Genomic DNA, 22,971 nt, shown 5'->3' on the forward strand with positions numbered 1-22,971 from the left:
GGTAATGAACCGTGGCCGGAATAAGCCAGAACCTTAAGGCCGTTATTACTTTCGGCGGTAACATCGACAGTTCCTGGAGCCGTTCGGCAAACGGCCTGCAGAAAAGTCTGAAGGATATCGGCAGGCAGTCTGAACGGCTGACAAAGGACCAGACAAAGCTGGCTGCGGAGATTAAACGCGCAAAGCTGGCGGGGGAAAGCCTGGGCGATCTTAAACGGCGTTATTCGGAAGTGTCCAGGGAGATCAGGAAAACAGAGACTGAACAGCAGAAACTGAATGCACAGTTGCAGAAAGCGCAGCGCATACAGTCATTCAAGAGCGCTGGCAAGGGGCTGTTCCGGCGCGGGCTGGGGATCGCCGGGCAACTGGGTGGGATGGTCGGGCCGGGGCTGGCGATTGGCGGCGGCGGTGTGGTGGCCTCCGCGCTTGGTACGCTTATCGCCCCGGCAGCCACCAACGCAGAAACCGCCCAGCGCGCGAATGTGGCAAAAAGCTACGGTGTGGATGTCACTACGTTTAACGCCTGGGACACGCTGGCAAAACAGTACGATATGAACGGGGAAAACATTGGCGATCTGTTCGAAGAGTATCTGCATAAAGCCGGTGAGTATAAGCAGAACGGTAAGCAGGGTTCGCTGCAGGATGCTTTTGAAACGCTGGGCTTCAAAGCCGGTGATTTTGCCGGACTCAGTGATATGGCGCAGTTCAATAAAATTGTTGAGCGCGCGCTCAGCCTGGAGGATGAGTCAAAAGCCTCTTTTGCGCTGGATTCCCTTTTCGGAGGAGAAGCCAGCAAACTGCTGATGCTCATCAAACAGTCCGGCAGAAGTTACCGCGAACTGATGGATGAGCAGCGCCGCTATAACCTCGTCACAAAAGAAGGGGCCGAGGGTGCGATTGCAGGGCATCAGGCCATCAGTAACCTGCGTACTGTGTTCTCCTCCGCCGTTGCTGAAATATCCGGGCAACTGGGTAATGAGTTGGCCCCGGATGTACGGCGCCTGACGGATGATCTTGCCGACTGGTTTAAAGGCGGTGGGATAAAACGCATTGTTACTTTTCTGCGTAATGATCTGTATCCGGGCGTCCTGTCTTTCGGTCAGGGCGTCGTTTTTGTCGGCAGGATTATTTATGCGCTGGCTAAAAAGCTTTCTTGGCTGCTGCCCGACAGTTCTGCTGACCAGAAAGAGGTGCTTAAATCTCTGGCAATGACCGGATCGGTTGATATCGCACGAATGACCGCTCAGAGAAAGGGACAGGGAGAGTGGTTTGAGCAGACGCTGGCTGACAACCCGAATCTGTCCGATGAAGTGAAAAATGCGTACATCGGCACCAGGGGATTTATCAAAAACGACGACGAAACCTTCAATAAATCACTGGATAAGTACCTTACTCCTGACAGCAGCGGGACGCTTCTGAACTGGGATGCCGCCCTGCAGCAGAATCGTGAGCGGGCATCCCAGACTGGTGATACCCGGGAGAATACCAGCGCCTGGGATAAGTTTCAGTTACCCGTGGCTGGTGTGTCTGAACCGTCGGACAACGGGGGGCATGGCAGCGCCAGCGATCCGGGCAGGTACTCGCTACCATCCGCAAGGAGACTTGATGTATCCGGTGATCCGGCGCGGGCGACCAGTGATGCCGGATACTGGGACGCGCTGCTGCAGAGGATAGACAGCCTGGATAAACAGCCATCCCGGCAAATCACCGACAACCGGAAATTTGAGTACCGGTTCGAAATCAATGCAGCGCCGGGCCAGGATGAGAAAGCCATTGCGGATGAGGTGTCAGCCGTAACCAAAAAAAATTCTGCATTTAACGGTGATAACAGCCTGACTGATGGAGGGCTTATCTGGTGAGTGAAATTATTCCATTGATTGAAGAATCCGGTCAGCGGCAGGCGGGCGCGCAGCGCGGCGCCCGGCAGGCCAGTGTCATGATGATGCTGGGGGATTTTGCCTTTTCGATTGATACCACCGCATATAACCAGCTTACACGCGAAGCCAGCTGGCGGTGGAGTGAGCAGGAACGGATAGGGAACCAGGATCTGCTCCAGTACACCGGCAAGCCCGGACGGACTGTAAAACTTGAAGGACAGGCACACGCTTTTTTTCGAAAAGGCGTGGATGCGGTAAATGACCTTTTTGATCTTGCTGACATGGCCAGACCCCAGCAACTGGTCAGCGGTGAAGGGGATGTGCTCGGGTGGTGGGTAGTGACTGACTTTTCGGATACAACGAACCGCTTTCTGCCCGGTGGGGGCCATCGTAATAAAAACTGGACCATGACGTTAAAACATTATGCCGACGATATATCAAACCCGTGACGGTGACGTCCTGGATGCCATTTGCGCTTTGCATTATGGCACTGAAAACCTCTCTTATTCAGTAACACAGGTTCTGGAAGCAAATCAGGGGCTGGCGGATTACGGGGCGGTTTACTCTTCCGGCCTGCTTATCACCCTGCCTGATCTGGTGCTGCCCGTTGAGGATTCGCCTTTTAGTTTGTGGGATTAATATGGCTAATCAGATTACATCGCCTGAATATGCTCCGGCATTCAGTATTAAGGCAGAAGGAAAGGATATTACCCGCGCGCTGCAGCAGAGCCTGGCGGAGCTGACGCTGACGGATTATGGTGGCACCACCGCGAAAGCGGATGAGCTGAAAATTACATTACTGTCTGAAACGCTGGCCCTCCCGACGAAGGGGGCCAGGCTGCAGGCGGCGCTGGGCTTTAACAATCATCTGGTGGACAAGGGCTGGTTTGTTGTCAGCGGTGTCGCCAGCAGTGGGCCGCCAAGACGTATCGAGATTTATGCAACCGCTGCGCCGATGAATGCGCAGAAGCAACCGGGTGATGTGACAGGCCAGAAAACGCGGAGCTGGGATAATCTGCGCCTGGCCGATCTTGTCAAAACGGTTGCGAGGGATAATGGCCTTATCCCGAAAGTTGCCGCCGGGCTTGCTGATATACATATCGATCATATTGATCAGGTTGCTGAATCCGACGCGAATCTGCTGTCCCGTCTCGCCCGTACTTACAATGCGGTGAGTAAACCGTCTGGCGGTCACTGGTTTTTTTTACAGCAGGGGGCAACAGCTACGGTTTCCGGGAAACAAACCGGAGGGATCACTGTCACACCGGATGAAGTGTCGAACTGGTCCTACAGTGAAGGACAGCGCGGCAGCTCCACGGGAAAAGCCACGGGCAGCGGGGGAAAGGCTGAAAAGAAAATCGGTGTTCGTTACTACGACGAAGCGGATGGAAAAACAAAAACAGTCTCCGTTGAACATGACGGCCCGGCAATGACTAACCCGTATACCCAGGCAGAGAAGAACACCGCCGAACAGCAGGCAAAAGCCAGAAAGACACAGGCTGGGCGGAATGAACAGAAAATGACGGTGACAGGCCCCTGCCGACCGAAGCATGTTCCGCTAACTGCCGAAGCCGGAGTGACGACATCCGGCTTTGGTTCCCGCGAAGATCGCAGCTGGGTTGTTGAATCACTCGTTTTTTCACTGACGCCCGCAGGGTTCAGTTACACGTATAACCTAGTCGTTGATATCCGCAGGCCCGCAAAATCTGCGAAAAAATCCGGCAAAGATAAGAACGGCCCGGATTATTTCGGTTAACCCTCCCGCCGCCAGGCGGTTCCATAACGGAATTTAATCATGAACGGTGTAAACAACCGGACAGGAAAACGCCTGTCCGGCGCTGATCATCTGCGCCAGTCCGTCAGCGACATACTGACCACTCCCGTCGGAAGCCGCGTTCTGGTACGAGACTACGGCAGCGATCTCTTTTCGCTGGTGGATAACCCCCGGGATGACCTGACGCGTCTGCGGATAATTGCTGCATCAGCGACAGCGCTGGCCCGCTGGGAAACCAGACTGAAGGTGACGCGCGTACTTGTCTCTTTTCCTGAAGGTGAGTCCGGCTTTGTGCTGGATATCGAGGGGATCAACAAGGAAACCAATTTACCGATGAGCACCGGAGGCATACCCATTTATGGCAAGCAGCTATGACGTGATCAACCTGTCCGAACTGGCCGTACCGGATGCCATTGTGGTGCCGGATGCCTCGGAGATTTTTTCCCGCTGGCTGGCGCGACTGCGGGAGCTGGACAGTGAGTTTGATGCGCTGGTGGAGTCTGATCCGGCATACAAACAGGGAGAGGTGACAGCCTACCAGTTAACGCTGGCTTTTCAGCGTGTCAATGACGCAGTCCGGGCAGTATTCCTGGCCAGCGCAAAAAAAGACGATCTTGATCAACTCGGCGCGGCATTCAATGTTAAACGGCTTGTTATTGATCCTGGCGATCCGAATGCCGTTCCTCCCGTGGACCCGGTTCTGGAGGATGACAATGCCTTTCGTGAGCGTATCCAGCTTTCCTGGGCGCAGCTGAACACTGCCGGCGCGCGCAACGCGTACCGCTTTCATGCCAAATCGGCCAATAACGATGTGCTGGACGCGGATGCCTACGGGCCGGATACCCACAACCGTCCCGGTGAAGTGGATGTGTACGTTCTGTCGCGAACAGGAGACGGCACGGCGGGGGAAATATTGCTGGATGCTGTCAGGAGCAATCTGAGCGCTGATGAAGTCCGGCCGCTGACTGACTTTGTGACCGTTAAAAGTGCGGAGATTGTCAGGTATGCAGTGACTGCCGAACTTGAAATACCGGACGGCCCTGACGCGCAGACTGTTCTGAAGAATGCGACTGATGTTTTGCGGGCCTACACCATCCTTTCTCACCGAATAAAAGCCGTCGTCCCGCTTTCAGCAATCTATGCCGCGCTGCAACAGTCCGGTGTTGTCAGGGTGAAACTGATTTCCCCGGTCGCAGATCTGGAGGCTGAAGCCGGTAAGGCACCGTGGTGTACCGCGATTAACGTTACGCGAGAAGAGGGAAACGGCAATGGCTGATAAATTTCGTTCCCTGCTGCCGCCTGGCGCTTCCGGGGGAGAAAGAGCACAGGAACAGGCCACAACAGAACAGATTACTGCGCTGGATACCGACATGGTGCGCAAGGTGAAGAATGCTGACGACTGTCCTGCGCATCTTCTTCCGTGGCTTGCGTGGGAAAGTGCCGTTGATTTCTGGGATGACAGCTGGACGGAGGCGCAGAAACGCCAGGTGATAAAAGACGCTCCCTACGTTCACCAGCACAGGGGGACAGCGGGAGCGGTTCGCCGCTCGCTGGGCGCCATAAATCTCCCGACCACGGTTGTGGAGTGGTGGGAGGATACACCGCGCGCGGCACCGTACACGTTCAGGGTTGAAGTTCACAGCAATCAGGGGGTGAGCGATGCCCTTTATTACCAGATCCGGCAACTGACGGACCGGGCAAAAAACCTGCGCAGCTACCTGAGCCGGATTGATGTGATCGCAAATATAGGTATGGATGGTTCATTTTATATTTCGGGTGCGACGACAGCACATATCGATGTAGATATTTTTGCCGAGGAAACACATGGCTGATTACTATTCTATTATCACAAACCGTGGTAAAGAGCTGGAAGCGGAAGCGCTGGCCAGCGGCACTGTTATCGTTCTGTCCTGGTTTGTGGTGGGTGACGGCAACGGCAAACTGGTTAAGCCCAACCCGGCGCAAACCCGGCTGGTGAATGAAACATACCGGGGCAGTATTGCCGAACTGGTTGTTTCTCCCGACCAGTCAAACCAGTTAATGGCTAAAATCGTGCTGCCAACGGACGCAGGAGGCTTTACTGTCCGGGAAGTGGGGCTGCTGACTGATGCCGGTGAGCTTTATGCTGTGGCGAACTGCCCGACGATCGATAAGCCGGTAGGTGGCGTCAGTGTGAACATGCAGTTTCGCCTGGCTGTATCCGACACATCAAATATCACTTTAGAGGTTGCGACGGGAGACGGGCTGTTTCTGCGCATTGACCAGAACCTGAAAGAAATTAAAGCGCGGGGGGCAGCAGCACAGAAGGCGTCACGGGAATCGATCGGCGTTGTTGATGCGACGACAAAACAAAAAGGGCTTGTCCAGCTTAACAGCGCGACGAACAGCACCAGCGAGACTCAGGCAGCAACTCCGGCCGCAGTAAAAGCGGCGAATGATAATGCTAATGGTCGCGTTCCAGTCGAAGTTCGCGGGGTTATTCGCGATGGTCAGACAATGGCTTCAGCTAATGAAACAGGGTGGTATCGTGTTGCAGTTGTAAATACGGCTACTGTTTCTGACTTTCCTAAATACCCGAATGGAAACTACTTATACGGCTATGGTTATGTATTTGTTGTCGTTTCTGAAAATACATGGCTTCAGCATTATTATGCCCATCATGGTGAGGTAGCTTATCGCCAGGATTGGAACGCGGGGCCAACAGTCACCGTTGGGTGGGACATTGATTATAACACTGCTAACAAACCAGTTGAATCGTATCCAGTTGGTGCCCCCATCCCTTGGCCGTCAGACGTGACTCCTGCAGGTTATGCGTTAATGCAGGGGCAAACGTTTGATAAGAATGCGTATCCGTTGCTTGGGGCTGCGTATCCATCAGGCGTTATTCCCGATATGCGCGGGCAAACCATCAAGGGTAAACCTGCCAGTGGTCGTGCAGTGCTGTCCCTGGAGCAAGATGGTATTAAGTCGCATAACCACCCCGCATCTGCTGCAAATACTGATCTCGGGACAAAAGCAACAACGTCATTCGATTACGGTACTAAAACATCATCGCCTTTTGACTATGGTACGAAAACTACCAACAGTACAGGGGCGCACACCCATACATTCAAAGGTCCAAAATTTGAATGGAAAACCGCGCCTGCTAATGGTGCTTGGGAAATGGGCATTAATACTGACACTACAACGACATCTTCTTCTGGAGCTCATTCCCATACAGTAGGTATCGGTGCCCACTCTCATACAGTAGGCATCGGTGCTCACTCTCATAACGTTACTCTGGGCGCGCATAGCCACGCAATTACAGTTTCCGCAGCAGGTAACGCAGAAAACACGGTAAAAAACATCGCATTTAACCACATCGTGAGGCTTGCATAATGGCGTTTAAAATGGCTGGTTCAGACCGGATTATTACCATCTATAACCTTTCCGCAGATACAAACGAATTTATCGGTAAAGGTGATGGCTTCATCCCGGCGCATACGGGTTTACCTGCATATTGCACTAATATTGCCCCGCCTGATGTGCCGGATGGCTTCGTTGCCGTGTTCGACGATCAAACAGGTAAATGGGGGCTTGTCGAAGATCACCGAGGAAAAACCGTTTACGACATCCACACAGGGCAGGCCATCGCAATTAACAAGCTGGGCAATCTGCCTGATGGTGTTGTTTCAGTTGCCCCGGATGGCTCGTATGTTAAGTGGGATGGTAAAGCATGGGTGCATGATGCAGAGGCAGAAAAACTGGCACTGGTAGCTCAGGCTACACAGCAGAAAGAGAGCCTTCTGGCTCTGGCATCATCAAAAATTGCACCTTTACAGGATGCTGTTGATCTTGGTATTGCAACAGAAGAAGAATCTGCTCTTTTGGTTGAGTGGAAAAAGTATCGCGTATTAATTAATCGCATTACTCCAGATGACGCACCGGATATTAAGTGGTATGAACAACCAGCCTGATGAGATATTGGTGCACGGGGTCATTATGCGTTTTGGGCCTGGGGATATGTCGGATGCTGTTAGAAAAGCTGCCAATCATAGGCAGCGCGTTTTTATACTTTTGCCCGATAAGCTCTAAACTTATATTTGATTTTTTTTATAAGGCAATATTCTCGAATAAAAAAGAATTTAATTTTCTTGCTCGTTTTTTGTGTGCTTAGAAATGGATTTATCGCTTTTTTTATATCGTGAATTTGATCTTTGTTAAAGGAGCAATAGCCATGAACACTTGAACTTATTCTTCTTGCCAGACTAAATGTCAAGTGGACAGAGGGGGCTATAGTTTCAATCTCGCCCTTACATTTTGTGTTAAGTAATTCGTTAAAAACCCCCAAAGCGTATACTATGTCATCGATATCACCTTTCTTTGGGGTGTTAGTTATACTTTCCTGTCTGACTCGATATAAAACAAGCACATCGGTCATACGTTTGACCCTTTTTGATGAAAGATATGTCTTTGGTATTAGGGCTATATCTTCGTAATGTCTGCCAACTGGAAATCGCAATGTATCGAATAGAAACCTTTTGTAAACTCTGGCCCAAGGGAACCATTCGCTTTTTAAAAATGTTTCTCGCAGGTCACTTACTGAATTTATTGTTAAAAGTTCGTTTGCTGATACGATTGATACAGGTGTTATTTTCTCCTTACATCCATCGTAAAATCTGTTCGCGTTAAACTCAACTAAATCAACATCATTGAGTTCTAGTGTCGGTCTGATTTTTTCCCAGAAGGATGAGTCCCAAAGGTCATCTCCGTCCAGAAATGCCAAATATTTCCCGGAGGATGCGTCGATACCTGTGTTTCTGGCAGCGGATACCCCTTGGTTTATTTGAGTGATTAATTTAATAGTGTTCTTTTTGCTTTTGTTTATAAATAGTTCTATCTCTTTAAGAGAATTATCTGTTGAACCATCATTGATTACAATGATTTCAACACTATCATCGATTTGGCTGTATACAGATTGCAAGCATTCATAAATATAATCTTGGCAGTTGTAGCAAGGGATTATAACGCTTAACAAGAAAGGGGCAGTCATTGAGAAGATGTCCTTATTTTATACTGGATTTACTACGCATAAAGCCTCTTGCGAGGCTTATCGTTTTTCTCGTCCTATCACCTTATCAGCCGCCACACGGGACAGAAAGCCGGAGCGGCTACCGTACTCAGGGTGTGCAGCGACAAACTGGTCGATACGTCGGATCAGTAAAGAGGGAAGAGTAACATTGATTTTTTCAGCTTTCCCCATCAATCGCGTAACATCCACATCCACCAGCGCCCATACCACACCAGCATAGTCAGGATCGTCCAGCCAGTTTTCCACACTAGTGGCTTCAGGTACTGCTTCGCCATCTTCCACCAGTAATTCTATATGTGCGTCGATCGCTTCACGTACACTCTCGATTGCGTCCTGGTAGTTATCACCACCAGAAAAACAGCCGGGAATATCCGGTACGCGAACGCCGAAAGATGAATCGCCTTTATCAATAGCAATGGGATATAACATTAAAACCTCCAGTAGGTGGGGCTTAAAGCCCCGCCTGTTTTTTGATGCTTTTCAGTGTTGGTAGCGGTATGTCCTTTTGTGGATGTTTCACCGTTACCAGCCCTTTCTTCGTTGGGTGTTTGAACTGGTGGTGACTGCCTTTTACTCTCACCAGATACCACCCATCGGCTTCTATCATTGCTATTGCATTCCTGCTATCCATCCTCCGGCTCTCTGTATTGTCTTGATGGGGTTATAGTAACCCTAAACCAATTTAATGTCAATACTTTTAGGGGTTATAGGGGTTATCATTTGTGAGTGTCGTAGACAGAAAACAGGCCGCGATAATTTATGATGTGGCTGTATGCACGCTCTATAAAAAATTTCCAGCAGGGTGCCGATGAACAAAAAAGCGTTCTCCAAAACTAAGTGTTAATTGCATGAAAATAAACGCAATTACGTGATGTAAAATGCAGATGGAAAACCGTCAAAAAATGAAGGTATCCGCATGAATTAGAAAAAGAAAATGTGGATTTGGTGAGCCTTTGAACTCAGAAGGAAAATAAAAGAAGAGCGGATAGTACACCGATCAGATTTTTTGCCTACTACTAATAAGAAGTAATATCGACTGGATCAATATTACTTGTTGGCCCTGAAAGGCTGGCGACATCAGGGCTTTAATGCCACAATCCTGTTTTCTTCGCATGCAGGATGAATGATGAAAAAAATAGCGATCGTTGGCGCATTTCTGGTCCTTACCGGGTGTGCAGAGGTACAGAATTATAACGATGTGGTGAAGACGCCAGCGCCAGCCGGTCTGGAAGGGTACTGGCAGTCAAAAGGCCCTCAGCGCAAACTGGTGAGCCCCGAGGCGATAGCCAGTCTGGTGGTGACCAAAGAAGGAGATACCCTGGATTGCCGTCAGTGGCAGCGGGTGATTGCCCTGCCGGGTAAACTGACGCTGCTTTCCGGTGATTTAACCAACGTTACGGTGAAGCGCGAACTCTATGAGATTGAGCGCGAAGGGAACACGCTGGAATATGATGGTATGACGCTGCAACGCGTGGACCGACCCACGACCGAATGCGCCGACTATTTATCGAAACATCCGCTCGCGAGTCAGTTACCGTAAACATTTTCGGTAAACGCTGGCGGTAATCATGTTGATGCCGGGGGCGCTAGCGCTTACCCGGCCGATGTTCTCTCCTGAACTTACAGCACATCTTCAATGACCCATACGCTGACGCAGCCACCGTTGCAGGTAAACGTGGCCTCACCCTGTTCATCGGTGGTTACGCGCTCTTCCCGATTACCTAAAAAATCACGCCAGGTCTTGTTGGCGTAATTTTCACCTAGCGTAATGGTCTTTTCGCCGTCATCGCCGTTGGAAAGTACGACCACGCAGCCAGGATCGTCGTCTGTACCGCTACGGCTAAAGGCAACGCAGTTGGGGTGGTCGAAAAAGAGCGTCTGGATGCCGTGGGCAAAACGCTGGCGCGCGAGAATCAGTTGATCGAGCTGTTCGATAACGGGCATATCAATGGTGTAGGTTTCGCCGTCGCCACCCGTATCTTCGTAATGTGCGCCGTAGAGATCAGGGTAGAACACTGACGGTACGCCGTTCTCCCGCAACAGGATCAACGCATAGGCCAGCGGCTTAAACCAGGCCTCAACGGGCGCTTCAAGCGCCTGTAACGGTTGGGTATCGTGATTTGCCACGAGCGTTACGGCATGGAAAGGATCGGCTTCCACCAGCGTGTCGGTGAAAATCTGGCTCATATCGTAATCACGCCCCCGACGAGAGGCTTCGTGGAAGTTCATCTGTAGCGGCGCGTCGAACAGCATGGTTTTTCCATCCACCTGATCGATATAGGCTTGTAGCTTGTCCACTTCATGAGACCAGTACTCCGCCACAATGAACAGCGGCTTTGGCGCAACCTCCTGGACGTGTTCTATCCACTCTTTATAAAACCAGGCCGGAATGTGTTTGACCGCATCCAGGCGGAAGCCGTCGCAATGGGTTTGCGCCATTACCCAACGCGCCCAGTATTTGATCTCCTCGGTGACCGCATGGTTGCGAAAGTCGATGTTTTCGCCCATCAGATAGTCGAAATTACCCATCTCATCATCGACCTGGTCGTTCCAGCCGTCGCCAGTGTAGTCGTTGACGATCTTAAAGATGCCATCTTCGTCCGGGTTTTCGATGTGATCAATACCGCTGAAGCATTTGAAATCCCAGATAAACTGCGAATATTGACCGGCGCGGGCAGGGAAGGTGTAACGCGTCCAGCCTTCACATTCGATGATCTCGTCATCGATTTGCGTGCGATCATCTTCATTGACCCGCTGTACGCGAATGGCCTCTTTTTCATCCGCGCCCATTTTGTGGTTGACGACCACGTCGAGCAAAACCGCAATGTCATTTTGTTTTAGCGCCTCAATGGCGGCCAGCAGCTGCGCTTTGTCGCCATATTTTGTGGCGACAGATCCTTTCTGATCAAACTCACCCAGATCAAACAGGTCATACGAATCATAACCTACGGAATATCCGCCGGACGCGCCTTTATAGGCGGGCGGTAACCAGACCATATTAATGCCGATATCATTGAGGCCGCCAGCGCGCTCAGCCAGTTCTGGCCAGAGCTTGCCGCCGTCAGGGTAATACCAGTGGAAGTACTGCAATAGCGTGGGGTTTTTCATCTTCCGTGCTCCAGAAGCCGTCAGGCCAACTTCTGGAGTATGGATGAGAATTGCAGATTGGGAAAAATTATTGATTCAGGTTACTGGGGAACAGAATATTTCCCGCCAGGTTCCCGTATGTCGTGGAGACGGACTGCTGTTTTCCGGTCTGGTCTATAAGCTGACGTAGCTCTTCCATACGGTGCTGCAACAGCGTTTTTAACTCAGCCTCGTTACGGAGTACGGCATTCAGGATCTCTTTTGCCTGGTTTATCAGAAATGTATTGCCGGGAGAGATGGGGTTACGTGCAATACCTTCTACCAGCTGCACATAATTCATCTCCTGCTCAATCAGTTCATCCCATTTCCCTGAATGAGCGAGATCCAACATTGTGATACTAAGGGCATGCAGGGCATGCCAGTCGGTAAGTGACGGGATGAAGTTAGTCATCAAAGGGTATCCTGAACGGGTGAAACCGGTGAGCCAATCTGTTTCCAGGCATCAGCGATATTGGTTAGCAATCCCTCTACTTCAATGATAGCTTCGACGTCGTTATGTAAGTTGGCCAGTAACAAACGACGTATCATGTAATCGTAAAGTGATGCCAGATTGCGGGAAAGGTCTCCTTCAACGTCCATGTTGAGTCCCGCCTTGAGGCCGTTATCAATAATATTGATCGCTTTTGACAGCGCTTCACCTTTCGATAACAGTTCTCCCTGCTCCAGGAATAGTCGTGCCCTGACGAGAGCGCTTAGTGCTCCGTCAAAAAGCATAACAATCAGTTGGTGTGGGTCGGCACTCATTACCGCACTTTCCACCCCGACTTTTTGGTAGGAAAGAACACCACTTTTACTATACATATCAGTTCCTTAACTGCTGGATGAGCTAAACTGCTGTGTCAGGTAGTTTGCAGTATTGTTCATCTGACTGATCAACTTATCCAGTGAGGTGAACTGTGCTTTGTAGCGCGCCATAGTTGCTTCTATGGAGGCTTCCATCGCGTCATAGCGCTGTTCTAATGTCTTGAGCGTTTTGTTGATGCCATCCTGCGCGTTTTTAATAACCCCGGATTGATCGACGGAGGTATCCAGCATTTTGGTCAACATATTGTTCATTTCTGTAGCAAAACCTGTCGTTTTGCCATCGCCGATAAAGTATTCCTGAACCGCCTGTGGGTTATCAGTTAATGCTTTCGTTAGCTTAGTGCTGTCTATTTTCAGGTTACCTGTCGAACCGTCGGCGCCGGTCACCGGATCCTGAGTAATACCCAGTTGAGATATAATGGCGTAAGCGCCGCCTTGTACATCCGTCAGCAGACTGCGTAATTGCGATTGAATGGAACGCACGTTGGTGTCGCCCATTAACGCACCGTTAGTTGCTGACTGATCTTTGCCCTGCTCAACTTTGACGTACTTCGTCACGCTGGCGATGGTTGACTGTAGCGCATTATAGGCTGTTACCCAGTCATTTATTGCTTTGCTGTTCTCTTCTGTTGCACGGGTTAATTCCAGCGTTTCGTCGGCGGTGCTTTTATTCTTCAACGTCAACGTGACGCCTGGCAGCGCATCAGAAATGATATTACTTGAACGTTCAAGTTCGACGCCGTTCACTGTCAGTTTTGCGTTCTGCGATGCGGTCTGCTCGGTTAGCGCATTTGTTGAAGCATCGTGACCGATAACCTGCTGGAGCGTGTCGTCACCGGTTACCGTTACGGTCATGTCTGAGTCCGTACCCGTCGTTTTTGATGTCAGCATCAGACGATAGTCGCCGTCAGAAGCCTTCATTACCGTGGCGGAGACGTTACCATTGGCATTATTAATGGCTTTCGCAATACCGTTCAGGCTGGTGTCGGAATCCGACAATGTAATTTCTAAAGGATCTTTGGTTCCCGGCTGCGTAATCGTAATTGTGCGCGTACCGTTCGTCGTTGTTTCGCCCAGTTTTGTTGTGTTGCTGTCAATCTTGCCGGACATCAATACCTGTGCTTTGGCAACCTGACTCACGTTGACTGTGTAGCTTCCGGCAGTAGCTTCACTGGTTGTTGTGGCAGTGAATGCCGTGTTAGTGCTGCTAACGGTTGTCGAGTTCCAGGTTGTTGTTTTACCCAATGCCGCAGTGGCAGTCTGCAGATTGGTTAATGCGCTTTGTAACTTACCGTACGCGCTCAACTGGGCGTTATAGTTTGTCTGCTGAGTTGTAATTGATGTTAATTTTGTTTTTTCAGCAGCTTCCAATTGGTTGTAGAGCGTCGTCAGATCCAGATTAGAGCCAACCCCCAGGTTACTAATAGTAGGCATGTCTTTTTTCCTTAAAGTCTTGGGTGTACAGCTCTCTGTATCGGCAACTTTTGGTGAAAGTTTACATTGACCGTAAAAAAATAATCGGCAGAAAAGGGCGGGGTGAGAAGGGCATATAGAGGGATTGTTTTTGTTTTATTTTTATACCAAACAATCGTGTTCTTGATTCTAAAAAATGTGAAAACTGCATTTAATTACCTTTAAAAATAATTAGTTAAAAGTTTTTGTCGTTTATTTCTAAAGTACTGTGAAGTTGCGCCGATACCCTTGTTGACGGTGAGAGACGCCGTGAGTGTTCGGCACCGAACTTAGAACCCATTTTTGAAGGAATTAAATTATGGCAGTTATCAATACTAACCTGATGTCACTGACCACTCAGAACAACCTGAACAAATCTCAGTCTGCTCTGGGCACGGCTATCGAGCGTCTGTCCTCTGGTCTGCGCATCAACAGCGCTAAAGACGATGCTGCTGGTCAGGCGATTTCTAACCGTTTCACTTCTAACATCAAAGGCCTGACTCAGGCTGCGCGTAACGCTAACGACGGTATCTCCATTGCTCAGACTGCTGAAGGTTCTCTGAACGAAATCAACAACAACCTGCAGCGTATCCGTGAGCTGGCTGTTCAGGCTCAGAACGGCACCAACTCTGGTTCTGACATCGACTCCATTCAGTCTGAAGTTAACCAGCGTCTGGACGAAATCAACCGTGTTGCCAGCCAGAGCCAGTTCAACGGCATCAAAATCCTGGCAGGTACTAGCTCTGCTACAACTATCTCTATCCAGGTTGGCGCTAACGACACTCAGAAAATCGACATCACCATTAATGGCAACAGCGGTTGGAACAAATTTGATTCAACCGGTACTGCTGGTGTTACTACGGGTCTTGCTTCTGGTGAAACGCGTAGCGTTACCACCAAAGGTTTCGACGTTCTGGCTACTGACGTGCTGTCCTCTATCGATACTGCACTGAAAGCTGTTGATACTCAGCGTTCTGACCTGGGTGCGATTCAGAACCGTTTCGAATCCACCATCTCTAACCTGAACAACACCGTAACCAACCTGTCTGCTGCACAGTCTCGTATTCAGGATGCTGACTACGCAACTGAAGTTTCCAATATGAGCCGCGCGCAGATCCTGCAGCAGGCTGGTACTTCTGTACTGTCTCAGGCAAACCAGGTTCCGCAGACTGTTCTGTCCCTGCTGCGTTAATCGCACGGACCAGCCTCTTTATAAAACCAGTCTTCGGACTGGTTTTTTTATTCCCGCGCAGATACCACGAATAAAGCAAAAATTAAGTCTCTTCTTACGCCATTAAAAATATCCCACTCCTGTACTGTAAATCTGGTCATTACTGTAAAGAGATTACCGGCGGGAGCATTAATTTTGGGATTGCCTACAGAGTCAGATAAGAGCTACAGCATTTGCTATTCCACCCCGGGCCATATCAGGGCTGTTAACCATTTGTATGGCGTGACAACGCCTGTCCTTGATACCGCCAGAGTGCTTGAACTGGGCGCAGGGGAAGGTTATACACTGTATTCGCAGGCGCTGATGTATCCCAACTCGCGCTTTGTCGGCGTGGAGCTTGAGAGCGAAAACTCTCTTTCTTCGCAACAGGCTCTACTGGGCAGTGCGCCGGATAACCTGGCACTTTTTTCACTTTCTCTTGATGACTTACTCTGCCAGGATATCGGTGAATATGATTATATTATTATTCATGGCAGCTTTAGTTGGTTGAGTAATGATATTCGCGACCAACTCCTTGCGTTTTGCCAACAGCATTTAAGCCCTCAGGGGTGTATTGCCATTGAATGGGAATGCCATCCTGGTGCAAAAATAAACGAGATTATTCGCGACGCGGTACAAATTCATAGCAGTCTGGCGAATGATATCGAAACGCAAATCGCCAGTTCCCGGGCAATGTTAAGCTGGTTAAAGCTAAACGGCGTCACCGGGGAGGCTGCATTTTTAAAAAGTAGCGATACATTATCAGATTTGCTGATTAGCCATAGCCTTCTGCAAACACCAAACGAGTACCGTTACTTGCTTGAATTTGCGGGTGTGATCGAGACTTTTGGCCTGGCTTATGTCGGCGACTTACTACCATGGACAGAGCTTGCGGCGCATTATGATGAAAAGATCCAACATCTACACAATGTGCTCAGTCCACTCAATAACAAAATTCTGATCCAACAGTATCTTGATTTCGCAGTGAATCGCGGCACGCGTTTTAGCCTGTTGACCCATAGCGACAATGCGCAAACGGTGTCTGTGTTGCCGGACCTGACGAAACTGAAAGATCTGCGTTGGGCAGGAAGTTTTCGCCGTCAGTCTCTGCAAGGAAGGATTCTCAACACGTTAACCGCAAATAGCGAAACGCCTGTCTCTACGGATGATATCGCTACGCTGGCTCTCCTTGATGCTCTCGGCGACGGCTGGCCCTCAAGCCTCACTTTCGAACAGCTCGTTTATAACGTTCGTCAGCCCGACTTAGAGGATAAAGCATGGCGGGAGGATATCAGCCAGTCACTGTCGGCTCTTTTTTTGAAAGGGTTACCTGACTTACATTTCTCTCTGGATAAGAGCGTTTACGATACCTGCCAGGCGGCGCCGGCACAGTGGGTGGCGGCGACAAGAGGTAAATATGCCATTAACCGCTGGCATGAAACTGTAGAACTGAATGACGAAGAGCTGTCGGCGATGTCTGCTCCGACGCTGGTGGTAACGGCGCAGAATGCGCAAATCTTGTTTAGTCTGGTTAAGAAGGGGATGGTGGCGGCTGCTCCCAAAGCCTGGCGGGCTTTTTTGCAGCAGCTTATCGGCCATTTTCCGGCTGAAGAAACCTGGCCCCTTGTTTTCTCGCTGATTCTTTATTCCGGTACGGAGGCCAACGGCGGCTTTTTACCTTCCGCCATAGCAACGCCGGGCAAGAAAAAGACATCCATGCCGGCTTTGGCCCCGGTGGAAGAGGATTTTCATCGACAGCTAGAAAAGTTAATGCAGGAAGGCAGATTCCAGCAGGCGCGTGCGAGCATTGAGCGGTTGGTTGCACAGAGACCAGATAATGTCCATGTGCACTATCTTCTGGCAAATTTTTATTTGCGTACTTCCGATTATGACGCCGGGCTGAAAGCCAGTATGTCGTTGCTCTCGTTGCAGTCGAGTAGCTGGCGTATTTTTTATGAGCTCTCCGCTATTTTTTATCGTAAAAACTGGCGTTGGCAAGCAGGGCGTCTGGCACGGGCGATCTTGCGCGCCGAACCTGGGTATGCTGCGGCATGGGATCTTCTCAGTTCTCTTTACCGTGAAATGATGGAATATACGCTGGCGGAAATGTGTTCGCGTAAAGCAATAGAGATAGAACCGCGTTCTGCAGGCATTATTGAGAATCTGGGAACGATCCTTGGTGATCAGTCAAAAATGAGCGAGGCGATCCCTTATTTACGCCGTGTGGTCGAGCTGGAGCCGGGTAATTTTAATGCCTTCACCAACTTACTGTTTGGACTGACGCACAGCACAGAGCTTACAGCGCAGGATCTGCTGGAAGAACATAAGCAGTTTGGCCTGGCCGCTGAACGTTGGGCGAGTAAACAGCCGTTTACTATCACTCATACGCGCGAAGAGAAATCTCGCTTACGTATCGGATTTGTTTCTGGAGATTTTGGCCGCCACCCGGTGACGAATTTTCTCGCGCCGGTCTGGTATTCGCTGGATCGCGATCGCTTTGAAATATACGGTTACCAGAACTCCCCACTACAGGATGAGGTAACCGAGCGACTGATGGAGAGTGCCTGCGTATGGTCAAAAGTCACACATCTAAGCCACCTCGAATTTGCTGAGCAGGTTAAAAGGGATGGAATTGATATCCTTGTCGATCTCTCCGGGCACACTGGTTATAACCGTTTGCCGGCTTTTGCGTTAAAACCAGCACCTGTCCAACTTTCCTGGATCGGTTATCCCGGAACCACGGGAATGGCGACGGTAGATTATTACCTTATTGATAGTCGTTTTGCGGAACCGGGCGTTCTGGATCCTGCCTTTGTTGAAAAATTAATTTATCTTCCAGCGGTTCAGCAGTTCCATCCGAATAAAGAGAGCCCTGATGTTGGTCCATTGCCTGCGCTGAAAAATGGCTTTATCACTTTTGCCAGCTTTAACCGCCCGAAAAAAATCAATGATGAGGTTGTTCGCGTCTGGAGCAAGATCTTGCACAGCATACCTGAGGCTCGTTTGCTTATTGGCTATATGTCTGACAGCAATATGGTTAACCATTTCAGAATGTTGTTTAAAGAGCAGGGCATTAATGAGGAACGGTTGCTATTCAGGCAAAAGATGTCGCTGCATGAGTATCTGGCATTACATAACGACATTGATGTTTTGCTGGATACCTTTCCTTATACCGGGGGAACGACGACCTGGCATGCGATCTGGATGGGTGTTCCTACATTAACTATTGCCGGGGACACCATCGCTTCCAGACAGTGCAGCGCCGGGCTGAATTTTTGTGGGCTGCAGGATTTTGTGGCCGTTGACAAAGAACAGTACATCGCTAAGGCGGTTTTGTTGTCTGAACAAACCCATGCGTTGGCTGAGTTGCGCCAGTCGCTGCGTTCTCGCCTGAAAGAGAAGAGTGTATCTCAGGTGCGAGAAGCCATTTATTTCGAGCGGGCTCTGGAGATTATCTGGCAGCGTTATTGTCAGGGGTTGCCGCCTGCGCCAGTGGTGATTAATAGCGATACATAATGGGCGAACTGGTGTGAGTGAGGCATTTACGGCGAAGAGGTTATGTAGGGCTGGTGGGGGAAGAGAGTGAATAACACATTGACTGATGCTATAGGTGGATATTTCCCCCTCGAAACGGCGTTAATAAGCCAGACGTTGTATTCTGATGCGCAGTGTTTCAGTTCTGCGCGTGCGGCCTTTTATGCTCTATTGAAAAAAGGGCAACCTTCAGCGCTCTGGATGCCTCGCTGGATCTGCAATGCAATGTTATCGCCTGCCGAAACGTTAGGTATTCCCGTACGTTTTTATTCTCTGGACGCCGCGTTTGCTCCTGCGGACGATCTTCAGCCAGAAAACGGTGACTGGGTGCTTGCGGTTAACTATTTTGGCCTCGTCGATAACCTGGCTCAGTCGCTCATGGAACGGTTTAATCCACAGCAGATCGTCTGGGATCACTCTCAGGCCTTTTTCTCCGCGCCGCAACTCGGTCTGGCAACGATCTACTCACCCAGGAAATTTTTCGGCGTTCCTGATGGCGGGATGCTGGCTGGTGCAATACCGGTGGATATCCCTCCGACAGAGGAATCAGGTTCTCTTCAGCGCACTGGGCATCTTCTTATTCGCCTGGCGCAGGGCGCAGAGGCTGGTTACACCGCCTACCGACAGGCAGAGCAAACGCTGGAGGAACTACCGGGGGAAGGCATGTCTATGCTGACTCATCGTTTATTAGCCGGGATCGATTATCAAGCCTGTGAGCAGCGACGCCTTGAAAATTACCATTACCTGTATCAGCGTCTTGCCTGTATCAATGCGCTAAATTTACCTGCCAGGCCAGAATGCGGCCCGCTTTGCTACCCACTACTGACTGAAAATGAAAATCTGCGCGAAGCGCTTCGTCAGCGCCGAATTTTTATTCCTGTTTACTGGCTTGATGCCTTGCAAAGAGTGAGTGTCGATTCGATTGAACACCGTTACATCAGACACATCCTACCGTTGCCTGTGGACCATCGTTATGGGCTGGATGAAATGCAATCTCTTGCAGATTTTGTGATTGCGTATCTCTCATATACCGGGGAAGGTTCTGATGAAAAAAATTAATGTCCTTATTTTCCCTTGCGGTGCAGAGAATGCGGGTGAGATTTATAGCGCGCTGCGCTATTCCGTCCATATTGGTCTGCTGCTGGGGGCATCAAGCGTAAGCGATCACGGGGAGTTTCGTTTTCCCGATTATGCCGGTGATATGCCCAATATTCATGCTGACGACTTCGACGCACAATTTCTGCGACTGGTGAAAGAGAAGCAGATTGATGTCGTTTTCGCTACGCATGATTCTGTCGCGTTAAAACTTGCACAACTTAATGAACCCCGGCAGCACTACTTTTTGGTTAATGGCGATCGTCAGGTAACGGAGACGCTACGTTATAAAAGCGCTACCTATGCCCTATTTGACGATTGCCACTGGGTCCCTCATCGATACTGCGATCTTGCAACAATTGACGACTGGCCGGCGATCGTAAAACCAGACTGTGGACAGGGGGGAAATGGTGTACAGCGAGTAAATAACCGCCTGTCTCTGGAACAGGCGATTGAATCCGTCGCGCAGGCGATCGTGGTGGAATATCTGCCGGGAGAGGAGATCACCGTCGACTGTTTCACTGACCGAAACCGCCGTTTGATTTGGGCTGGGCCTCGTACCCGTGAACGTGTTCGGGCGGGTATCAGCATGCGTTCACGAGAGGTCGTTCTTGACGATGAAATAACCGACATTGTCGAAACGATAAATGCGCGACTGGCGCTTCGTGGCCCTTGGTTTGTACAGCTAAAACGCGACAGAACAGGGAAATGGAAACTGCTGGAGGTGGCCTGCAGGATTGCTGGCGCAATGGTTTTTCAGCGTGCCAGAGGGGTGAATTTACCGCTTATGGCTATCCATGACTTTATGGGACGCGATGTTGTCGCTCTCCCGGAAATGAGTGTCGGTATCGTTGATCGGGCCATTGTGTCCCGAACGCGAAGTGAACTCAACTATCAGCGAATCTATGTCGATCTTGACGACACCCTCATTATCGATGGTTTTGCGGTACCTGCCGTCATGGCGTTTTTATACCAGAGTCGGGCGCAGGGAAAAGCCATTACGCTGATTACTCGCCATGCGCAAAAACCTGAAGAAACCCTTATGTGCGCAGGGGTTGCGTTGAACCTTTTCGATGAGGTCATCCATCTGACTTCTGGAGAGCGAAAGTCAGAATATATACAGCCAAACAGTTTGTTTATTGATAACTATTTTCCTGAGCGGATGGATGTCCGAACGCTGAAAGATGTGCTCGTTCTGGATGTTGATGCCGTTGAGTTTTATTTGCGCTAAGAGAGCCTGTTATGTTGACTGACGAGCAAATTGCCGATTTTTGCCATGCGTTTATCGAGAAAGCCTCACCTCGTTATATCTTTGGACTGACGAGTTATGGTATTGAAATGGCAAAGGTATTTAACGTTGAGGGCATCATTGATAATAAAACAACGCAAACTCAGATTGACGGGTTTCCGATTATCTCTCTAAGTCAGGTTCCTTCGGACGCGTTGATTGTTTCTTCGATTATGGATGGCCGCCCGGTATCGGCATGGCGAACGCTGTCGGCAGCGGGACATAAACAGATCGATTACTTCAGCTTTTATCGCTATTTCAGCCACCTGTTAAGCAAGCCGACCTGGTATCATCAACCCGAATTTGTGCGCGACTACGCCGAGAACCGTGAAGCCTATGAGCGTATCCGTGCGCTCCTTGCGGATGATATTTCAAAGCGCACTTTTGACGATATCATCAACTTCAGGCTTACCAACAAGCTACAGTTTCTTGCGCAGTATAATATTTGCCTGAACGATCAGTACTTCGATCTGCCCTTTATTGGCGAATATGCCGAACATTTTATTGATTGCGGTAGTTTTGACGGCGCCACTTCCGTTGAGTTTATGCGTCGATTTCCCAGCTATAACACAGTATGTATCTTTGAACCAGAACCGCGCCAGGCGCAGAGTATTCAACAGGCGATGCAGGGCAGGGAAAATGTTTATGTTTATCCCTGTGGCGTCTCGCACAGCCAGCAGAAGCTGAGTTTTTCTTCCTCGGGGTCGACTTCGCATGCGAGCGAAGACGGGGGGATCGATGTTGAAATGGTAGCCCTTGACGATGTGTTAAAAGGGCGAGTGACGTTCATCAAAATGGATATCGAAGGTTTTGAGTCACAGGCTCTGGAGGGAGCAAAACGGATTATTCGTCAACAGCATCCACTGCTTGCCGTCTGTTGCTATCACAAACCTGATGATTTCAGAACATTGCCTGAGCAGGTGCTGGGTTATCGTGAGGACTACGACATCTACCTGCGTCACTATACGGAAGGGCTACTGGAAACCGTTTACTATTTTGTCCCCAGAAAAGGTGCACAATGAAAATCGGCATTATGCAGCCCTATCTATTCCCTTACCTGGGATATTTTCAACTGATTAATGCGGTCGATCAGTTTGTAATTTATGATGACGTAAATTATATCCGTCAGGGCTACATTAATCGTAATACTATTTTGATGGGGAACTCTCCTCAGCGCTTTACCGTTGCTGTGCCGGGCGCTTCATCTTTCAAAAAAATAAATACGTTAAGCTTTGACGTTAATGTTGCTAAGGTGCTGAAAACAGTTCATCAGGCGTATCATAAAAGGCCATATTTTGAACCAGTTTTTAGTATTGTTGAGAAGGTGTTGACCGCCGAGCAGCGCCAGATTCCCATGCTTTGCCAGTATGCGTTTAAAGAGATATTTTCCTGGCTTGGCATTGAAGTGTCACTTCACATGGCTAGTGATTTGAATTATTCACGTGATGAAACTGCAAGCGGGAAGGTGATGAACATTTGCCGAACTCTCGGTGGAGACCATTATATCAATAGTCCTGGTGGGCAGCATCTTTATCATTCTGATGAATTTGTCGCTCAGGGGATGAAACTGTCATTTATTAAAATGGATGATGTTCATTACCCTCAGGGTGGGGGTAAATTCCATGCCGGATTGTCAATTATTGATGTGCTAATGAACTGCTCCCCCTCTGAGGTGAAAGTGTTATTGGGGCAGTATCAGTTAATTTAATGCGGTGCGAT

At 49.7% G+C, this 22,971-nt stretch carries 23 protein-coding genes and 1 pseudogene; 17 read left to right on the forward strand and 7 right to left on the reverse strand.

The window, feature by feature from the left end; translation table 11 throughout:
- The first annotated feature begins 11 nt into the window (after window positions 1-11).
- Genes OGX84_RS12980 through OGX84_RS13020 form a run of 9 tightly spaced genes read left to right on the forward strand, consistent with a single transcriptional unit; the run spans window position 12 to window position 7,607 of the window.
- Entirely contained in the window at window positions 12-1,859 is a 1,848-nt protein-coding gene (locus OGX84_RS12980; RefSeq protein ID WP_286458063.1) for a hypothetical protein, read from the forward strand.
- Window positions 1,856-2,326: a phage tail protein gene (locus OGX84_RS12985; protein ID WP_058668937.1), complete on the forward strand. Its 471-nt coding sequence runs from the start codon at window positions 1,856-1,858 to the stop codon at window positions 2,324-2,326. The genes OGX84_RS12980 and OGX84_RS12985 overlap by 4 nt, the downstream gene beginning before the upstream one ends.
- Window positions 2,301-2,516, forward strand: coding sequence for a tail protein X (locus OGX84_RS12990; protein ID WP_114647465.1), 216 nt, complete (start codon window positions 2,301-2,303; stop codon window positions 2,514-2,516). The genes OGX84_RS12985 and OGX84_RS12990 overlap by 26 nt, the downstream gene beginning before the upstream one ends.
- Before the next feature lies 1 nt (window position 2,517).
- A complete protein-coding gene (locus OGX84_RS12995; RefSeq protein ID WP_286458064.1) occupies window positions 2,518-3,633 on the forward strand; it encodes a contractile injection system protein, VgrG/Pvc8 family in 1,116 nt (371 codons plus the stop codon).
- Between the two features lie 39 nt (window positions 3,634-3,672).
- The gene (locus tag OGX84_RS13000) at window positions 3,673-4,026 is read left to right on the forward strand and encodes a GPW/gp25 family protein (protein WP_058667554.1); all 354 of its coding nucleotides are present in this window, start codon (window positions 3,673-3,675) and stop codon (window positions 4,024-4,026) included.
- Entirely contained in the window at window positions 4,010-4,927 is a 918-nt protein-coding gene (locus OGX84_RS13005; RefSeq protein WP_286458065.1) for a baseplate assembly protein, read from the forward strand. Before OGX84_RS13000 ends, OGX84_RS13005 begins: the two co-directional genes overlap by 17 nt.
- Window positions 4,920-5,483, forward strand: coding sequence for a phage tail protein I (locus OGX84_RS13010; protein ID WP_047463061.1), 564 nt, complete (start codon window positions 4,920-4,922; stop codon window positions 5,481-5,483). Before OGX84_RS13005 ends, OGX84_RS13010 begins: the two co-directional genes overlap by 8 nt.
- Window positions 5,476-7,029 (forward strand): phage tail-collar fiber domain-containing protein, encoded by a 1,554-nt coding sequence (locus tag OGX84_RS13015; RefSeq protein ID WP_200098744.1) that lies wholly within the window; start codon window positions 5,476-5,478, stop codon window positions 7,027-7,029. The genes OGX84_RS13010 and OGX84_RS13015 overlap by 8 nt, the downstream gene beginning before the upstream one ends.
- Window positions 7,029-7,607 (forward strand): tail fiber assembly protein, encoded by a 579-nt coding sequence (locus tag OGX84_RS13020; RefSeq protein ID WP_115625635.1) that lies wholly within the window; start codon window positions 7,029-7,031, stop codon window positions 7,605-7,607. Before OGX84_RS13015 ends, OGX84_RS13020 begins: the two co-directional genes overlap by 1 nt.
- Before the next feature lie 92 nt (window positions 7,608-7,699).
- Here OGX84_RS13020 and OGX84_RS13025 read toward each other — a convergent pair whose 3' ends face one another.
- The 3 genes from OGX84_RS13025 to OGX84_RS13035 are packed head-to-tail and all read right to left on the reverse strand — an operon-like array spanning window position 7,700 to window position 9,353.
- The gene (locus OGX84_RS13025; RefSeq protein WP_115625634.1) at window positions 7,700-8,683 is read right to left on the reverse strand and encodes a glycosyltransferase; all 984 of its coding nucleotides are present in this window, start codon (window positions 8,681-8,683) and stop codon (window positions 7,700-7,702) included.
- A gap of 57 nt (window positions 8,684-8,740) precedes the next feature.
- Window positions 8,741-9,151, reverse strand: a complete 411-nt coding sequence (locus OGX84_RS13030) for a type II toxin-antitoxin system HicB family antitoxin (protein WP_047463070.1) — start codon at window positions 9,149-9,151, stop codon at window positions 8,741-8,743.
- 22 nt (window positions 9,152-9,173) lie between these two features.
- Window positions 9,174-9,353 (reverse strand): type II toxin-antitoxin system HicA family toxin, encoded by a 180-nt coding sequence (locus tag OGX84_RS13035; protein ID WP_012906750.1) that lies wholly within the window; start codon window positions 9,351-9,353, stop codon window positions 9,174-9,176.
- Window positions 9,354-9,453: 100 nt separating this feature from the next.
- Between OGX84_RS13035 and OGX84_RS22840 the strand changes: the two are divergent.
- Together OGX84_RS22840 and yedD are read left to right on the forward strand one after the other, a co-directional pair.
- A pseudogene (locus tag OGX84_RS22840) lies at window positions 9,454-9,534 on the forward strand (DNA-invertase); the annotation flags it as partial.
- 314 nt (window positions 9,535-9,848) lie between these two features.
- Window positions 9,849-10,262 carry a lipoprotein YedD gene (gene yedD / locus OGX84_RS13040; RefSeq protein ID WP_047463076.1) on the forward strand — a complete coding sequence of 138 codons (414 nt, stop codon included), beginning with the start codon at window positions 9,849-9,851 and terminating at the stop codon, window positions 10,260-10,262.
- Between the two features lie 80 nt (window positions 10,263-10,342).
- Here the strand turns inward: yedD and amyA are convergent, their stop codons facing one another.
- The 4 genes from amyA to fliD form a co-directional block, all read right to left on the reverse strand.
- Window positions 10,343-11,830, reverse strand: a complete 1,488-nt coding sequence (gene amyA / locus OGX84_RS13045; protein ID WP_112001984.1) for an alpha-amylase — start codon at window positions 11,828-11,830, stop codon at window positions 10,343-10,345.
- A 67-nt stretch (window positions 11,831-11,897) separates the two neighbouring features.
- The gene (fliT, locus tag OGX84_RS13050) at window positions 11,898-12,260 is read right to left on the reverse strand and encodes a flagella biosynthesis regulatory protein FliT (RefSeq protein WP_012131914.1); all 363 of its coding nucleotides are present in this window, start codon (window positions 12,258-12,260) and stop codon (window positions 11,898-11,900) included.
- Window positions 12,260-12,670 carry a flagellar export chaperone FliS gene (fliS, locus tag OGX84_RS13055; protein WP_012131915.1) on the reverse strand — a complete coding sequence of 137 codons (411 nt, stop codon included), beginning with the start codon at window positions 12,668-12,670 and terminating at the stop codon, window positions 12,260-12,262. The genes fliT and fliS overlap by 1 nt, the downstream gene beginning before the upstream one ends.
- A gap of 9 nt (window positions 12,671-12,679) precedes the next feature.
- A complete protein-coding gene (gene fliD / locus OGX84_RS13060; protein ID WP_153257670.1) occupies window positions 12,680-14,107 on the reverse strand; it encodes a flagellar filament capping protein FliD in 1,428 nt (475 codons plus the stop codon).
- Between the two features lie 337 nt (window positions 14,108-14,444).
- Between fliD and OGX84_RS13065 the strand changes: the two genes are divergently transcribed.
- The 6 genes from OGX84_RS13065 (at window position 14,445) to OGX84_RS13090 (ending at window position 22,960) form a co-directional block, all read left to right on the forward strand.
- Window positions 14,445-15,317: a flagellin N-terminal helical domain-containing protein gene (locus OGX84_RS13065; RefSeq protein WP_058669293.1), complete on the forward strand. Its 873-nt coding sequence runs from the start codon at window positions 14,445-14,447 to the stop codon at window positions 15,315-15,317.
- A 174-nt stretch (window positions 15,318-15,491) separates the two neighbouring features.
- Window positions 15,492-18,851 (forward strand): O-linked N-acetylglucosamine transferase family protein, encoded by a 3,360-nt coding sequence (locus tag OGX84_RS13070; protein WP_127891265.1) that lies wholly within the window; start codon window positions 15,492-15,494, stop codon window positions 18,849-18,851.
- 66 nt (window positions 18,852-18,917) lie between these two features.
- Window positions 18,918-19,928, forward strand: a complete 1,011-nt coding sequence (locus OGX84_RS13075; RefSeq protein ID WP_134863674.1) for a hypothetical protein — start codon at window positions 18,918-18,920, stop codon at window positions 19,926-19,928.
- Window positions 19,915-21,195, forward strand: coding sequence for an ATP-grasp domain-containing protein (locus tag OGX84_RS13080; protein ID WP_047463093.1), 1,281 nt, complete (start codon window positions 19,915-19,917; stop codon window positions 21,193-21,195). Before OGX84_RS13075 ends, OGX84_RS13080 begins: the two co-directional genes overlap by 14 nt.
- 11 nt (window positions 21,196-21,206) lie before the next feature.
- The gene (locus OGX84_RS13085; RefSeq protein ID WP_052194485.1) at window positions 21,207-22,274 is read left to right on the forward strand and encodes an FkbM family methyltransferase; all 1,068 of its coding nucleotides are present in this window, start codon (window positions 21,207-21,209) and stop codon (window positions 22,272-22,274) included.
- Window positions 22,271-22,960 carry a WbqC family protein gene (locus tag OGX84_RS13090; RefSeq protein WP_047463096.1) on the forward strand — a complete coding sequence of 230 codons (690 nt, stop codon included), beginning with the start codon at window positions 22,271-22,273 and terminating at the stop codon, window positions 22,958-22,960. The genes OGX84_RS13085 and OGX84_RS13090 overlap by 4 nt, the downstream gene beginning before the upstream one ends.
- The last annotated feature ends 11 nt before the right edge of the window (window positions 22,961-22,971 follow it).

Origin of the sequence: Citrobacter sp. CK202 (assembly GCF_030333225.1) — a bacterium.
In the GTDB taxonomy this organism is placed as follows: domain Bacteria; phylum Pseudomonadota; class Gammaproteobacteria; order Enterobacterales; family Enterobacteriaceae; genus Citrobacter_B; species Citrobacter_B koseri.